Source organism: Granulicella sp. S190, from assembly GCF_009766095.1.
Lineage (GTDB): Bacteria > Acidobacteriota > Terriglobia > Terriglobales > Acidobacteriaceae > Edaphobacter.
In genome coordinates this window covers 154,882-169,767 of the sequence record NZ_LMUD01000016.1, presented here as the reverse complement: position 1 = coordinate 169,767, position 14,886 = coordinate 154,882, and the positions used below count along the sequence as shown (strand labels likewise).

At 58.7% G+C, this 14,886-nt stretch carries 13 protein-coding genes; 4 read left to right on the top strand and 9 right to left on the bottom strand.

From position 1 onward, the window contains the following. Positions 1-2: 2 nt before the first annotated feature. The 7 genes from mpl to GSQ94_RS10120 all read right to left on the bottom strand — a co-directional run bounded on the left by mpl (position 3) and on the right by GSQ94_RS10120 (position 8,383). The gene (mpl, locus tag GSQ94_RS10150; protein ID WP_158943657.1) at positions 3-1,436 is read right to left on the bottom strand and encodes a UDP-N-acetylmuramate:L-alanyl-gamma-D-glutamyl-meso-diaminopimelate ligase; all 1,434 of its coding nucleotides are present in this window, start codon (positions 1,434-1,436) and stop codon (positions 3-5) included. A 16-nt stretch (positions 1,437-1,452) separates the two neighbouring features. Further along, the gene (locus tag GSQ94_RS10145) at positions 1,453-2,394 is read right to left on the bottom strand and encodes an LD-carboxypeptidase (protein ID WP_254063782.1); all 942 of its coding nucleotides are present in this window, start codon (positions 2,392-2,394) and stop codon (positions 1,453-1,455) included. Further along, positions 2,391-3,194: a diaminopimelate epimerase gene (gene dapF / locus GSQ94_RS10140; protein ID WP_158943655.1), complete on the bottom strand. Its 804-nt coding sequence runs from the start codon at positions 3,192-3,194 to the stop codon at positions 2,391-2,393. The genes GSQ94_RS10145 and dapF overlap by 4 nt, the downstream gene beginning before the upstream one ends. Positions 3,195-3,235: 41 nt before the next feature. Beyond that, on the bottom strand, positions 3,236-4,939 hold the full coding sequence (locus GSQ94_RS10135; RefSeq protein ID WP_158944050.1) for a glycosyltransferase family 39 protein: 1,704 nt from the start codon (positions 4,937-4,939) through the stop codon (positions 3,236-3,238). Beyond that, the gene (locus tag GSQ94_RS10130) at positions 4,926-5,870 is read right to left on the bottom strand and encodes a PfkB family carbohydrate kinase (RefSeq protein ID WP_158943653.1); all 945 of its coding nucleotides are present in this window, start codon (positions 5,868-5,870) and stop codon (positions 4,926-4,928) included. Before GSQ94_RS10130 ends, GSQ94_RS10135 begins: the two co-directional genes overlap by 14 nt. 73 nt (positions 5,871-5,943) lie before the next feature. After that, positions 5,944-6,810 carry an S-methyl-5'-thioadenosine phosphorylase gene (locus GSQ94_RS10125; RefSeq protein WP_158943651.1) on the bottom strand — a complete coding sequence of 289 codons (867 nt, stop codon included), beginning with the start codon at positions 6,808-6,810 and terminating at the stop codon, positions 5,944-5,946. A 37-nt stretch (positions 6,811-6,847) separates the two neighbouring features. Continuing rightward, a complete protein-coding gene (locus GSQ94_RS10120) occupies positions 6,848-8,383 on the bottom strand; it encodes a hypothetical protein (RefSeq protein WP_216843063.1) in 1,536 nt (511 codons plus the stop codon). 94 nt (positions 8,384-8,477) lie between these two features. On the opposite strand from GSQ94_RS10120, the gene GSQ94_RS10115 reads away from it, so the two are divergent. Genes GSQ94_RS10115 through ribF form a run of 4 tightly spaced genes read left to right on the top strand, consistent with a single transcriptional unit; the run spans position 8,478 to position 11,960 of the window. After that, positions 8,478-9,542 carry a folate-binding protein YgfZ gene (locus GSQ94_RS10115; RefSeq protein ID WP_158943649.1) on the top strand — a complete coding sequence of 355 codons (1,065 nt, stop codon included), beginning with the start codon at positions 8,478-8,480 and terminating at the stop codon, positions 9,540-9,542. A gap of 2 nt (positions 9,543-9,544) precedes the next feature. Further along, entirely contained in the window at positions 9,545-10,159 is a 615-nt protein-coding gene (locus GSQ94_RS10110) for a DUF1844 domain-containing protein (protein ID WP_158943647.1), read from the top strand. A 2-nt stretch (positions 10,160-10,161) separates the two neighbouring features. Next, positions 10,162-10,962 (top strand): MBL fold metallo-hydrolase, encoded by an 801-nt coding sequence (locus GSQ94_RS10105; protein ID WP_158943645.1) that lies wholly within the window; start codon positions 10,162-10,164, stop codon positions 10,960-10,962. Beyond that, on the top strand, positions 10,962-11,960 hold the full coding sequence (gene ribF, locus GSQ94_RS10100) for a riboflavin biosynthesis protein RibF (RefSeq protein WP_158943643.1): 999 nt from the start codon (positions 10,962-10,964) through the stop codon (positions 11,958-11,960). The genes GSQ94_RS10105 and ribF overlap by 1 nt, the downstream gene beginning before the upstream one ends. On the opposite strand, the gene GSQ94_RS10095 is transcribed toward ribF, so the two are convergent. Together GSQ94_RS10095 and GSQ94_RS21370 are read right to left on the bottom strand one after the other, a co-directional pair. Continuing rightward, complete coding sequence (locus tag GSQ94_RS10095) at positions 11,893-14,394, bottom strand: penicillin-binding protein 1A (RefSeq protein WP_254063781.1); 2,502 nt, start codon at positions 14,392-14,394, stop codon at positions 11,893-11,895. The genes ribF and GSQ94_RS10095 overlap by 68 nt on opposite strands. 63 nt (positions 14,395-14,457) lie before the next feature. Beyond that, positions 14,458-14,886, bottom strand: a 429-nt coding sequence (locus tag GSQ94_RS21370) for a S41 family peptidase (RefSeq protein WP_254063780.1), incomplete at its 5' end; no start/stop codon positions are given.

Sequence of the window (14,886 nt, the reverse complement as noted above, 5' to 3'; positions counted from 1 at the left end):
TGTCAGGCGGTCGAAGTTCGGGCTGCAATCGCCGTCGGAAGCTTCTGGTAGATATTCCCGAAGCCTCCGTTTGAGAGGATGGCGACAACGTCTCCCTCGTGAAGCTGCGGAGCGATGGCTTCGACGATAGCATCGGCGTCCGCCAGGAGAAGTGAAGGGATTCCACGTGCGTTGAGTGCGGTCACAACATGCTCGGGATGAAGCCGCTCGTCAGCGGGAATGCTTTCAGACTTGAAGACAGAGGCCAGCACGACGCGGTCTGCAAGTGCGAGACTGTCCACCAGATCCAGCTCGAAGACGTTTCGCCGCAGCGTGTTGGATCTTGGCTCCAGGACTGCCCAAAGACGTCGATCGGGGTAGGACTCGCGCAGTGCACGAAGGGTCTCGCGAATCGCCGTTGGATGGTGCGCGAAGTCATCGATCACGGTGACGCCCCCGACGACAGAGCGAACCTCAAGTCTGCGCTTTACGCTCTTGAATGTTGCCAGCGCGTCAATGATCGCTTCGGTCGGAACACCCTGCCCTGCCGCAAGTGCCGCTGCCGCAGTAGCATTGAGCGCGTTATGCGCTCCCGCCATCGGCAGCCTCAAGTCGGCGAAGGGGGCGCCGGCGCGGGTTACCGTCCATCGAGTCAACGAACCTTCGTGGCGCAGGTCGGTGAGCCGCCAGTGCGATAAGGGGTCGAAGCCGTAGCGTTCCACGGAGCAGAACGCCTTTTCGACGCACTCGCTGACGTTCTCGCTACCGTCGAATGCGACGATCCGTCCGCGACCCGGAACGAGATTGACCAACCGCTTGAAGGCAGTTTTAACGGCAGCAAGATCGGCGTAGATATCCGCATGATCGAACTCGACGTGAGTCAGGATGAGAGCGTCGGGAAAGTAGTGAAGAAACTTCGGTCCTTTATCGAAGAAGGCGGTATCGTACTCATCGCCTTCGAGGAGAAACGGCCGGGTTTGACGAACCATGAAGCTGGTTCCGAAGTTTTCAGCGACGCCGCCAATCAAAAACGATGGCGCCAGTACCGGGTTCTGTCGCGATGCGACCTCGTAGATCCAGGCGAGCATGCTGGTCGTCGTGGTCTTGCCGTGGGTTCCGGCGACGACGAGCGACTCCCGCCCTGGCAGAAACTCATCATGCAGAATCGCGGCCATCGAGCAGAAAGGAATCCGGGCATCGAGAACATGCTCCAGCTCGACGTTGCCCCGGGAGATGGCATTTCCAACGACAACCAGATCCGGAGCCGGCTTGAGATTGCTCACGGAAAAAGGCTCGCGAATCGGGATCTTGAGCGAGGCAAGAAGATCACTCATCGGGGGATAGGCGGCGGTGTCCGAACCGGTGACGCGGTGCCCCTGGAGCTGTAGCATTCCGGCGAGCGAAGCCATCGCCGTTCCGCAGATTCCGATGAGGTGAATATGTTTGGAGTTTTGCATGTCGCGAGACTCCAGCCTACCCGTTCACAGCCGCTTCGAGAAGGTGCATCAGCGGATTCCTCTCGTCCGTCAGGTCAAGCTTCGCGGAGACGCCCAGCGGCAGCGTAACGTTATACGTACTGACGTGCCCACACCGCAGACCGATAGCGATGGGTCCGTTGAAGTCACGGAGCGCGTGAAGAATCGCACGCTCGAGATAGTTCTCTTCTTCTTGCGCGACGCACTGCCGCATTTCTCCAAAGACGATGCCTGTTACTTTTTCGAGAAGCCCGGCATAGCGAAGATGAAGCAGCATGCGGTCCCATTGATACGGCTTGGTGCCGATGTCCTCTAGAAACAGGATGCTTTCCTGTTCGATGCGCGGCGCGTACGGAGTGCCGATAGCCTCGGCAAAGATGGAGAGACATCCGCCCGCGACCGTGCCCTCTGCGAGGCCCGGACGAAGTACCCGCAAGCCTTCCGCTTTGCCGAGCGACCAGGCAGCATCGCCTCGCAGGCTATGCTGCCAGCTTGGCAGGTCTGCGCCATCTTCGCGGGAGAGATCGGCAGCGACCATGGGTCCATAAAAGGTGACGAGATTGGCTTCGTTGTGGAGCCAGCAGTGGAGCGAGGTATGGTCGCTGTAACCGATGAAGGGCTTAGGGTTTGAACGGATCAGCGCAGCATTAAGGTGTGGAAGCAGCTCCGCCGAACCCCAACCGCCGCGCGTGCAGACGATTGCGTCGATTGCCGGATCGGCAAAGGCGGCGTGCAGGTCATGCAGGCGATCGTGTAGTTTGCCGGCATAGTAGAGCGGGCCGCTGTCGAGCGCATGCGGACTGAGGACGGGTTTGTAGCCGAGCGTCCGCAGGTGGGCCATCCCGCGTTCCACCAGCTCCGGTTTTGGCGTACTCGCCGGCGACACGACCGCGAGGGTCGCACCTGGAAGCAATGGACGAGGTTTATGTGAGGGTGTCACAGCGCGGGGACCTCGCCACGACAGATGATCTCCGCTGGGCCTCTCAGCCGCATCACCGCATCGCTCGCAGGCCACACGGTACGTTGCGGGCCGCCTTCGGCGATCGCAGTCAACTCACGATCCACATCACGAAGCGACATCGCTGCAGCAGACGAGGCGCAGGTGCCGGTGCCGGAGGAGGTGGTAGGCCCGCAGCCGCGCTCAAAGATGCGAAAGGCAATCTGTGACGGGGAAAGGATGCGAACGAACTCGACGTTGGTGCCATGAGGAAATAATGGACTTCCGCTGATCTGCGCTCCAAGCTCCTGCCAACTCAATCCATGCGCGCTAAAGTCGTCAGAGTCGACGAAGAGAACAAAGTGCGGATTTCCGACATTGACCATCGCTCCAGCGACGTTGCCAACACCTGGCAGTACGATAGTTCGCTGCATCACGCGCGGGACTCCCATCTCGCTCTCGATGAGATAGAGCGGATCGTTCGACTCGATCACATGGCAGGTTCGCAGGCCACCATGAGTTCCGAGCGCGACCTCCTGCCGTCCTTCGCTGCTCGCCAGCCACGCGGCGACGCATCGGGTGCCATTACCGGAGAGCTCTGCTTCGCTTCCATCCGCGTTGAAGAGCCTCAGGAAGAACTCACCGCTGGGCTTTCGATCAAGAAATTCGATACCGTCAGCGCCTACGCTGGTATTCCGCGCACACAGCTTGCGAGCGAGTTCGGCGTGCCGGCGTTGCGCGAGCGGCTCCTCGATGATGAGGAAGTCGTTGCCGCAGGCATGAGCTTTGACGAAGGGAATCATGTGCTTTTATTGTGCCTGAAAGCTGTACGTGTGGGTCGATGTCACTTCGATGTTATTGGAGTCGATCGATCCGACCTGTAGAGACGAGCGCACGGCTGGCCGCTGGTGCAGAGGATCGTCAGCTCGGTAAGCCCTTCGGGGTGAGCCGCGACAGCAGCAGCGACTGGATCTCCGGCGATGGAGACAACATAGTTCGCGTGCTGCGCGGGCGCGGCCAGTGCGGCCTGGAAGCTATCGTAGTCTCCTTCGTTGACCGTCTGGCGAAGAGGAATCGCAGCATCCTGTAGCGCGCCGATGTGATCGGAGTTGTACATCATGATCGTCGATCCGTAGGGAAACTCGCCTAGTTGACGAGCCAACGCCGTCTCGAAGGCGACTCTAGTTGTCGCGTTGACCAGTGCCTCTTTGAGCACCAGCGGCTTGCTATACATCATGCCGACGGTGTTGAGCGCGATCAGAAGAAGAGCGATCGGCTGCATTAATCTTTTGACGAGTGGCTGCGTCTCGCTCCATCGGCGCTCTGCGGCTTGCACCGCGAGAAAAGCAAAGACTGCAAGAGCGGGCAACAACTCCATTCCATATCGTGAGTTGTAGTAGGAGTGCGGCCAAAGCTGCGGTATGAAGATAGGGACAGAGCCGTAGGCAACGGAGTAGATGTAGAACGGCAGCGGCATCCAGAGCAGTAACGACGACAGTGCAAGACGACGGCGGATCGTGAGGACTAATCCAGCTATGGCTGCTGCCATCAGCGCGAAACCGGTCTCCCAGAAGACAGCGTCGACCTGCGCAGTACGGGTGTAGAACAGTAGCGCCCAGGCTGGATTGTGCCATCCGCGATGATGATGGCCGTTGGGCGGCATGGTCTTCTTTTCGATAGCCGCCGCGGAGTACGGTCCGCGCATGAAGTCCAGAGGATCGTGAAAGAAGTGCTGATTGTAGGCCAGCCAGCTAACCGGCCCAGCGACCACCAGAAGAGTGAAGACCGCAAACGTGGGAGCCACGCTGCGCCACATCTTGCGATCTCGCGCCAGGCAGAAGGTGATGACGCACCACACGGCGGCACCTAGTATCCACCCGTCGTATCGGGTGAACACAGCGGCCAGGATAAAGATCGCAAGCAAGAGAAGACGGCTGCGTACGACACTTTGGCGTGAACTCTTGATCGCGGCGACGCACTCAATCGTGAACAGAGTCGTCCAGATGAGGAGCATCAGGAAGAGCGGCTCCGTCATCGCGGTCGTCGAGAGATAAAGCAGGTTGGGGTTGAGGGCGTAGAGAGCAGTCGCCGCAAGCGCCCAGCGAGGAATCATCATCCGCCGCGTCAGCCTGTAGATGCCGGCCACGCTGGCGATATAGCAGATCAGCGAAGGCCATGCGCCCGCGAGCCCGTTCTGCCACCACTCCATCTTCTGAACAAAGGGAAGCATCAGCAGATGCGGCAGAGGCAGCCACACTCCACCAAGCTGGACGAGGCCGGGATTGCGCGAATCGAGAATACGGCGAGCGATGCCAAGATGCGCAACGGCGTCACCGTACAACAGCAGGTAACCGCGCGAGTAGGACAGAAGCAGCGCGATGAAGGAGAGGAGTACGGCACCTAACGCGACGGGGAAGGTCTCCTGCCGCGTCGCTGGCCGCACCTCTTCCGGGTCGAACTTCACCTCGTCAGCGTCGACGCCGCGGCCCCGCAGAGCCGGTGCCGCAGGCTTGTTGGGGCGAGTTCGTGAGAGCCTAGACGCCCGCATGTTCAAGGTGCGAGATCTCCAGGAAGAGCTTGAAGCGCTCTTCGATTTCTTCGCGAGTGACGTTCTGCAGGCGTTCGGTTCCGAAACGCTCTACCGCGAAGGAACCCATGACGCCACCATAGAACATCGCGGTGCGAAGAACTGACGGGGTCAAGACAGGCTGCGAGGCAAGGTAGCCGTAGAAGCCACCAGCGAACGAGTCCCCCGCTCCAGTCGGATCCACAACCTCGGCAAGGGGAAGTGCCGGAGCCCGGAAGGGGCGTAAAGTCTTGTTCACGTCAGGAAATGATCGACTGCCGAAAAAGGCAGTTGCGCCATACTCGCCGTGTTTGACCACCAATGTCTTCGGTCCCATGGCAAGAACTTTTTCAGCGGCAAGAACGATATTTCGCTCGCCGGCCAACATGCGCGCCTCGCCATCGTTGATCAGCAGGACATCGAGCTCTCGCAGAACCTTGGCAAGATTTGCAGAGTGATCGGCGATCCAGTAGTTCATCGTGTCGCCGCACACCATCTTGACATGAGGCATCTGGCTGCGAACGCGCGACTGCAATACCGGGTCAATGTTGGCGAGAAAGAGATATTCGCTGTCTTTGTATGCATCGGGAATCTTGGGTTCGAAGGTCTCGAAGACGTTCAGATCGGTTCCAAGAGTCTTCGCCTCATCCATGTTGCCCGAGTAAGAACCAGTCCAGTGAAAACTGAGTCCTTCCGAGCGCTCGATGCCTTTGGTGTCGATGCCGCGACGGGCAAAGATCGCCTCGTGCTCGGCGGTGAAATCTCTTCCTACGACCGCAATCACGCGGACTGGAGTGAAGTAGCTTGCGGCAAGCGAGAAGTGCGTTGCCGCGCCACCCAGGCAGTTCTGCACAGCTCCGTGGGGAGTTTCAATGTTGTCGAAAGCGACCGAACCTACTACCAGAATTGCCATAAACTCCTTCACACAGCGGTTTTTCCGATTATGAACTTATTTAGTTACAGATGGACCTGACGGATGCTTCCGTCTACAGATATTTATCCAGGAGCAACGACAACTTCTGTTTTGTCTCTGCTGGAATTACTTTGCGATCGGTGAGGATGGCGTACTTCAACGCATCGACACAGGCGCATCCCTTTGTCATATCCAAGGGTATTGCGGCAACGGCTGCGCGCACTACCTTGGATGCATTCTCTGCGTTCTGGTGCATCACGGCGACGATCTGATCCACGGTGACGTCGTCGTGACCTTCGCGCCAGCAGTCGTAGTCGGTCACCATCGCCACGGTGGCGTAGCAGATCTCGGCCTCGCGGGCGAGCTTAGCCTCCTGCAGATTAGTCATCCCGATAATGTCCGCTCCCCAGCTGCGGTAGAGGTTCGACTCTGCGCGCGTTGAAAACTGCGGCCCTTCCATGCAGATATACGTTCCACCCTGCTTGCCGACGACGCCCACGGTGTCGCACGCCTGCTTCAGCACCTTGGCCAAGGACGCACAGATGGGATCGCCAAAGGCGACGTGGGCGACGATGCCTTCACCGAAAAATGTCGAAGCTCGGGCAAAAGTCCGGTCGATGAACTGATCTGGAATCACAAAGTCTGTCGGCTTATGTTCCTCTTTGAGCGAGCCTACGGCCGAGACCGAAAGGATCGTGTCTACGCCCAACATCTTCATCGCATAGATATTGGCGCGGAAGTTCAACTCGCTGGGCAGGATACGATGACCGCGTCCATGCCGAGCAAGAAATGCAACGCTTCTGCCTTCGAGCTCTCCCAGGACGAAGGCATCGGACGGATCGCCAAATGGTGTTGTCAGGCGCTGCTCGCGCACGTTGGTAAGTCCAGGCATGGCGTACAAGCCGCTGCCCCCGATGATTCCAATCTCCGCCTTCTTCAAAATACAGGTGCTCCCTTTACGGACATGGTCCGGCTGACTACTTTGCCCCTCTAGAAGTATACCGTTGCAGGCTGTTCTTGCTGATGTCACCGAACGACGCTAGAACGCGCGACATCGACAAAGTGGGCTCTGTAACCGGCGAGATGGCCTGTTGCATAGGCCCTTCAGGTTGTACGCTCGCGATGGTGTCGCGCAGCTTTCGCGCCAGGGAGAGGTTGAAACCTTCTCCGATGAACACGCTGTCTCCTGAACGCGAGATTAAAACGTCGCCCTCGTTCGTGGAGTAGATTAGCTCTGACTCGTCAGTCTCGTCTTTCTTTCGCTCCACAACGTTGGAGTATTTTCTCGGGATCTGCGCCGCGTAGATGCGAAGAAACGAACGGGCAGAATCGACATTCTTCCAGCGCGAGTAGTACAGCAGACCGATGGATGCCGTTGACTCCTTCTCAGCCTCGGTCACCGCTGATTTGCGTTGCGCTGCGTAGTACACACCGCCGTTCCACTCCGGCGCCAGCGCGGTCGCCTGCTCTCGTCCGCCGAACAACTCCGCAAGAATGCGAACGTCGAGCTCTCCCATCACGCCGATGTCGTAGGGTGTGTACTCGGGATCGAGTAGAGGGTGGATATCGGGTAAGCGAATCACCGGCACCGGGGCGTGCGCGATGTAGGCCTCGGGATGCATGATCTCGAAGGTTGAAGTTGGCGGATTGGCGAGCACTCCGCTAAACGCGGCTTCCTTGCCGGCCTTTACGAGAATGGCCTGTTCGAAGCTCAGCCCTTCGCTATAGGGAAAGAGCAGGGACTCCTGAAGGAGCAGAGGCGCTCGTGCCATCACGGGAGAACCGCTCGTGTCCGTGGCTTGATCCTTCAGTCGGTTGGCGAGATCCGGAGCGTCCGCAATCGTTTTGCCCGAAGAACGCAGGGTGTAGTCGATAAAGACGGCCATCGCCTGTCCCTCCGCCACAGCGGTGCGCGCGGTGTCAGCCTCATCCACCTGCAGATGATGATTGTCCTCCTGCACGTTGTGCGAGGTATCAGGCAGACTCACGTCAGACCACTTTGTCAGATCAATTTTTTGGTCCTGGAGAGCATGCGTCAACTCATGCGCGAGCACTGGTTTTTGTTCCTCGGGCTCTATCCAGTCAAGCAGGTTCACGGTCTTCGTCTTGTTGTCGTAGAAGCCCGCAATCTGCTCCGTCAACAAAGAAAGTAGAAATGTTCGCAGGTGAAAGTCGCGGTCGAGCAACCCAAACTTTTTGAGCACGACCTCTGATCGCTCCATGCGTTTGGCGCCTTCATCTTCGTCGAACTTCTCCTTGAGGTAGCGATTGACCTGATCGCGCGAGATAAGTTTTCGCTTTACCGTGTGCTCAATCGGAAGTTTGGTATCAGAGCTGACGAAGCTGAGAATCTCATCCACGGAGTGGAAGAGCTCCTTGGCCTGCTGTTTCGTCATGGCTTTCTGGGTCGCGGCAGCGGCTGGAACTGTAGGTGCATTGGGAGTCGATGACTGGGCTGCGTTTGCAAAATAACAGACCGACGTTAGCGCAAGAACCGCGGTCAGCCTACTCAAACTCGTGCTCCTCACCCAAAGTACGCCCAGCAACATAACCCTCTCAATCCACAGCTATAATCAAGTGTACGCAAGTTTTTGGCACCGTCCCGTCATGAGCACATCCGCACAATCCGAAATTGCCGTTTCTCCAACCTCGACCGCAGCCTTGCAGCTCGCGGCTCTGCTTCAGGGCACAGGTCTGTCCCAGGAGAAGGATAGTGGCTGGATTCGGGTTACAGGCGAGGATCGCATCCGCTGGCTGAACGGGATGGTCACCAACTCCATCCAGCAGTTGAAGGCAGGCGAAGGCAACTATAACTTCCTCCTCAGCGTCCAGGGCCGCATTCAGGGCGACGCCACTATCTTCGCTCGCGTGGACGATCTCATCATGAAGACAAGTTCAGCGCAGATTCCGGTTCTGATGGCGCTGCTTGACCGCTTCATCATCATGGACGACGTAGAGCTTGCCGATATCAGTGGCACCTGGTCAGACATCCTGGTTGCCGGACCGCAGGCTGCCTCTCTTTTGCAGCGTGTTGGCCTCGCAATTGCTGATCTGGAGCCGCTCACGCTTCATAAATTCATGTGGAACGATGCCGAGGTCAGCATCTATCTCGCGCATAGTCCCCTTGTCTCGCGTTATGAGCTGTCGGCTGATGCTTCGACCTCCGCAAAACTGACCAATGCCCTGCAAGCTGCCGGGGCTGTTGCCTGCGAAGAGCAAAGCGTTGAGTGGCTCCGCATCCTCGAAGGAACTCCGCAGTTCGGCAGAGACATTCGCGACCGCGAGCTTGCCCAGGAGACGGGGCAGACCCGGGCACTCCACTTCGCAAAGGGCTGCTACCTCGGCCAGGAGATCGTGGAGCGGATACGTTCCCGCGGCAACGTTCATCGCACCTTCAGCGGCTTTCGCCTCGAGGGCGAACTGCCTGTCGCCGGCGCACTGCTCGAGGCAGACGGCAAGCAGGTAGGCGAACTCACCAGCGTCGCTGCGATCCCGCTTCCAGGTGAGACGGCCACGCGATACTTCGGACTGGGATACGTCCGCCGCGAGGCTCTGGACCGTGGTTCTGCAATCGTCTATCCCGGCGGCGTCGCACTTCCAGTTTCGCTTCCCTTTTCCCTTCCTGCAGCTTCCAGCGCGCAGCCTGCATCTGAAATCTCTGAAAGAGTGTGACCATGCCTGAACAGAACAAGCCCTTCGTCGTTACAGATCGCCGCAAATTCACCATGGACGGCGAGCCTCGTCCCGATGCCGATCCCTCGCCAGAGAGAGAAGAGCGCGCCGTCACGGTTGCCGAACCTGCGGCTGCAACGCCTGCCCCAGCCGATGTCTCGGCCGAAGGCTCGCAAGAGCCGGAGCTTCCACCTGCTCCTACCGCCGAACAGAGTGAGCAGGCAAAACGTGCCTACGAGATGACCGCCGAACGACTGGACGTCGCAATCCGCTCGGCCAATCCGGGCATGGATCATCCCCCGACTATGAGCTTTGAGCAGCTGGTGCAGTCGGTCTATATGAGCTCCATTATGCAGCTTGGCGGCACGACGCAGGAGGGACAGCAGCCACAGGTCGACATCCTCGGCGCTCGTCAGAGCATCGATATGCTCACCGTGCTTGAGGGAAAGACGAAGGGCAATCTTTCCACCGAAGAGACCAGGCTGCTTGAAAGCGCATTGTTTGAGCTGCGCATGGCTTTCCTTGAAGTCACTCAGGCGCTTGCGCGGTCTGCGGCCTCTAAAGCACCTGGTGGGGTGGGGCGTCCGGGACCCGCAGGACCCAGCATCGTCCGCTAATCATGGAGGCGACTCTTACCTTCCTTGGCACCGGCACCTCCATGGGAGTGCCAACACTTGGCTGCGAGTGCGCCGTCTGCATCTCGGCTGTCTCGCCAGAGGGAGACGCGCGTAACCGCCGCACGCGTCCGTCGATCCGTCTGGAGTACAACAGCCATACCGTGCTCGTCGATACAGGGCCGGACTTTCACGCGCAGGCCATTCGCGAAAGCATTCGCCATGTCGATGCGGTGCTCTACACCCATGGCCACGCCGATCACGTTCTTGGCTTCGACGACCTTCGCCCACTCAGCTTTCGTGTCAGCGGGAACCTTCCTATCTATGCTGACGACGACACCGCGAAGAACCTTGAGCGCATCTTCGAGTACACCTTTCGCAAGGAAGATCGCTATCCGACCAGCGCGCGAGTGGAGATTCATCGCATCGATCCAACTCCCGGCGCGGGATTCGATCTCTACGGAGCATGCTTTCGGAGAATTCCGGTGACGCACGGACGCCAGGAGATCACGGGCTATCGCTTCGGCAATGCCGCCTACCTTACCGACATGAGCGACATTCCAGCGGAGAGCATTCCTCTGCTTCAGGATCTCGACGTGCTCATACTGGATGCGCTGCGTCGCGAACCTCATCCCAGCCACTCGCATCTCGACAAGTCGGTAGCCCTGGTGGAGCAGCTAAAACCTCGACGCGCCTTCTTCACTCATATGAGCCACGACCTCGATCACGAGGCTACCGAAACCGAACTGCCACCGCACATTCGCCTGGCCTACGACGGTCTTAAGATCACCTTCGAGATCGCCTGATGCAGATATTTCGCCAACTCGCCGACGTTCCAGCTGACTTCGGGCCGTCTATCGCCACCATCGGTAACTTCGATGGAGTCCATTTCGGACATCGGTGGGTGATCGCGGAGGTTGTAGCCCAGGCACGCTCCCTCGGCATACGATCTGTAGCGATCACCTTCGATCCCCATCCGGCTCGGCTGATACGGCCTGAATCGGCCCAACCACTGATTACCCCGCTGCCGCAGAAATTGGAGCTGCTTGCAGCGACGGGCATCGACGCGGTTCTCGTACTGCCTTTCACCAGCGAGCTCTCACGCATGACCGCCCGCACCTTCGCGACAGAGGTGCTCCAGCAAACTCTGCATGTCACGGAGCTTCATGAGGGGGAAAACTTTCGCTTCGGCTACCAGGCCGAGGCTGGTATCGAAAGCCTCGAAGCCCTGGGCCGCGAACTCGGTTTTGGCGTGCGCGTCTATGCCCCGCGGCATCTGCGCGGGGGTGCGATCTCCTCGAGCCGGATACGTCAGATGATCGCGGACGGAGACCTTAGTCATGCTCGCGCCCTGCTTGGTCGCAGCTTCGCCATCTGCAGCACTCCCGCCTCTGGACGCGGCTACGGGACCCGCTATACCGTACCCACCATCAATCTCGCTTCTTATTCTGAACTTCTCCCCGCAAATGGCGTCTACGTGACTTCGCTGACGGTTGGCTCGGGCTCATCAAGCGAGACCTTTGAAGGAGTCACAAACGTGGGCAATCGTCCCACCTTCGGGGCCGACTCCTTCACCGTTGAAACACATCTGTTGAACTTTCATCCGATTGAATTGAACGAATCCACGCCGTTGACTCTGACGTTTCTGCATCGTCTTCGCCAGGAGATGCGCTGGCCGAACCCTGAGGCGCTCAAAGAGCAGATTGGCCGCGACGTCACCAGGGCGAAACGTTACTTCAATAGATGTCGGGCGGCGGGTTCGAAACTCCACTCCGCTCCTCGCCAGGCTTCACAGACGACGTAACCGTTCTCGGACGAACAGAGGCTGTCTGCGGCGCTGGATGATCACTCGCCTTCGGCTTCTCCTCCACGAGTGGAGGCGTAGAAGGAGCACTCTGTCTCGGCATCTCCGTTGCTGAAGCAGCCGGGCTCTCCTCGCGCCTTGGCACTAGCGGCTGCACAGATCTGGCCGCGTCCGCGGGACTACTCAGCGGCAGCTCCATCTTCTTCTTCGGTGCGGCCGCGGTGGGAAATACTTCGTCCGGCTTGGTCGCGATCGCAGCCCTCATGAAGTCCATCCACATCGGCAGTGCTGCTCTCGCACCTGTCTCCTTCTCTCCCAACGACTCCCGGTCGTCAAACCCAATCCATGTGCCACACGTGATCGACGGAGAAAATCCAACGAACCACGCATCCGTGTAGTCGTTCGTAGTTCCGGTCTTGCCGCCCAGAGGATGTTTCAACTGAGAGGCCGAAGCCGCGGTCCCATATCGAACGACTGCCTGCAGTAGCTGCATCATCGTCCGTGCGGTGTCTACAGAGATGACCTCAGACACCTGGGAGGGTGCGGCATCGAGCGGCAGACCATCTGCCTGCGTCACCCGGCGAATGTAGCGTGGCTCGATACGGATTCCATCATTGGGAAAGACGCTGTACGCGCTCACCTGCTCGGCGAGGGTGATATCCGCGGAACCGATCGCAATAGGAAGGAACGCCGGAATATTGCTCGTGATCCCAAAGCGATGTGCAGTCTCGATCACCTTGCGAATGCCATATCGATCCGCCAGCTTCAGCGCAGGGATATTTCGCGATTCGGCGAATGCATTGGTCAGTGTCATCGCGCCCTTGTAGTCCGCCTCATAGTTATGCGGTGTGTACGGACCGTTCGGCGTAGGAAAGCTGACAGGGCCATCGACAATGATGTCCGTTGGCTTCGCACCTCCTTCAATCGCTGTCGTGTAAACATATGGCTTGAAAGATGACCCCACTTGCCTCTGAGCCTGAGTGGCGCGATTGAACTGCGATAGCGCGAAGTCTCTGCCCCCGACCATCGCCAGCACTTCGCCGGTCGAGTTGTCCACAGCCATCATCGAGGCCTGTGCCCCCGAGTCCTGCTGCAACGACGCCCTCAGAGTTCCATCCGCCGAAACGCTCTCCACCTTCACATAAACGACATCGCCCGTGCGCAGGAAGCTATCGGCATCAAGATTCTGCGTCCATCTCCAATCTTCAGGCGTCAGCACAGTCGTCTGCGTGCCGAGTTTCACGGTCACCTTCTTTGGGGAGACCACTGTTACCACGCCATGAAGATAGCTTCCCTGCGTCGGCGGCTGCACCCAATCCGGATGACGGTAGCTCTCTACATCTGCTCCATCGAGCACAACGTTAGGGAGATGCCCCTTCCAACCGTGCCTCCGCTCATAGGCGGCAGTGCCATCTAGAATTGCCTTATTCGCTAACTGCTGCAGATCGAGATCGAGCGTCGTATAGACCCGCAACCCGGCGCCATGCACCTCCTCAACACCGAACTGCTTCTCAAGTTGCCTCCGCACCTCTTCCACAAAATAAGGAGCAACACTATTCGCCGGCGGCTCGAGATGCAGCCCCAATGGCGCAGCCTTCGCCGCATCGGCCTGCTGCTGCGTGATCTTGCCGTCGGCAAGCATCTCGCTCAGGACAAGATTTCTCCGCTTCAGGGCGCGGTCGGGATATTTGATCGGCGAATAGGCTTCGGGACCTTTCGGCAGCGCGGCCAGCAGAGCTGCCTCAGGCAGCGTCAGATCGTGGACATGCTTGTTGAAGAAGTACTCCGATCCTGCCTCGAATCCGTAGGTTCCGTGTCCCAGGTAGATCTGGTTCGCATACAGCTCGAAGATCTGTTGCTTCGTAAATCGCCGCTCAATCTGTACCGACAGGAACACCTCCTGCAGTTTGCGGCCATAGGTCTTCTCGGAGGAGAGAAACAAGTTGCGGGCCAACTGCATGGTGAGTGTCGACGCGCCCTGCGCCTTGCCGCTCGAATGCAGATCACGATACGCAGCGCCCACAGCGCGTACCAGATTCACTCCCCAGTTCCGTTCAAAGCTCTTGTCTTCAATCGAGATGATCGCCTGCCTCAAAACCGTTGGGAACTCGGAGTAAGGCAGAACCACACGGCGCTCTAAGGCAAAGGAGCCGAACACCTTTCCATGAACATCGAGCAACTCGGTTGTAGTGTTGGGGCGATATCTCGCCAGATCGTCCATCTGCGGCAGATCGATGGAGTACACCAGCATCAGACCGCAGAGCGCACCAAAGACCGCCGAGAGTCCCAGCAGCGCATAAAACGTGACTCGCCGGGCGATACGACGGCTCGGGAAGTCAGGCCCATTCAGCGTGGCGCGGCGAAGCGCTCGTTGCCAATCGGGAACCTCATCAGGCGTTGGCGGCCTTGTTTCGCGGCTGTGTAGACTCTGCACGAAGTCTCACCATAGCACGGCAAACTGAGAGTTTCTCTCCCACAAAAGGGCCAAATGACCAGCCTATGCGGCTTTGCTCTTGAGCAGATCGAGAGCCTTGGTGAGCTGCTCATCTACCGTCACCGCGGGCTTCTGCAGCGGTGGCTGCTTCTCTGCCGGAGTCGCCGTATCCTCTTCGGCTACTGCGTCATCCGTGTTCGAAGCAACCAGCAATCCAGGAGTCACGCCGTCATCCTGCAGCTTCTTCCCCGAGGGAGACTCGTACTTGGCAATCGACAGAATCAAGGCCGCGCCATCCGGCAGCTCGAACGTCTTCTGCTGAGCTCCTTCACCGAAGGTCTTCTCCCCCACCAGGTCTGCACGCTTGTTATCCAGCAGCGCCGCTGCGACCAACTCCGCCGGGCCTGCAGTACCACGATTCACCAATACCACCACCGGAGCAGTCGGATTGATCGCCTTCGAGGCCTCAGCAGTGAACGTCTGCTTCGCAAC

Bases quoted from the DNA above. Each gene is read 5' to 3' on its own strand.
- ribF (WP_158943643.1), top strand. From the start codon at position 10,962: ATGCAGATATTTCGCCAACTCGCCGACGTTCCAGCTGACTTCGGGCCG.
- GSQ94_RS10135 (WP_158944050.1), bottom strand. From the start codon at position 4,939: ATGCGGGCGTCTAGGCTCTCACGAACTCGCCCCAACAAGCCTGCGGCA.
- GSQ94_RS10110 (WP_158943647.1), top strand. From the start codon at position 9,545: ATGCCTGAACAGAACAAGCCCTTCGTCGTTACAGATCGCCGCAAATTC.
- GSQ94_RS10105 (WP_158943645.1), top strand. From the start codon at position 10,162: ATGGAGGCGACTCTTACCTTCCTTGGCACCGGCACCTCCATGGGAGTG.
- GSQ94_RS10130 (WP_158943653.1), bottom strand. From the start codon at position 5,870: ATGGCAATTCTGGTAGTAGGTTCGGTCGCTTTCGACAACATTGAAACT.
- dapF (WP_158943655.1), bottom strand. From the start codon at position 3,194: ATGATTCCCTTCGTCAAAGCTCATGCCTGCGGCAACGACTTCCTCATC.
- GSQ94_RS10115 (WP_158943649.1), top strand. From the start codon at position 8,478: ATGAGCACATCCGCACAATCCGAAATTGCCGTTTCTCCAACCTCGACC.
- mpl (WP_158943657.1), bottom strand. From the start codon at position 1,436: ATGCAAAACTCCAAACATATTCACCTCATCGGAATCTGCGGAACGGCG.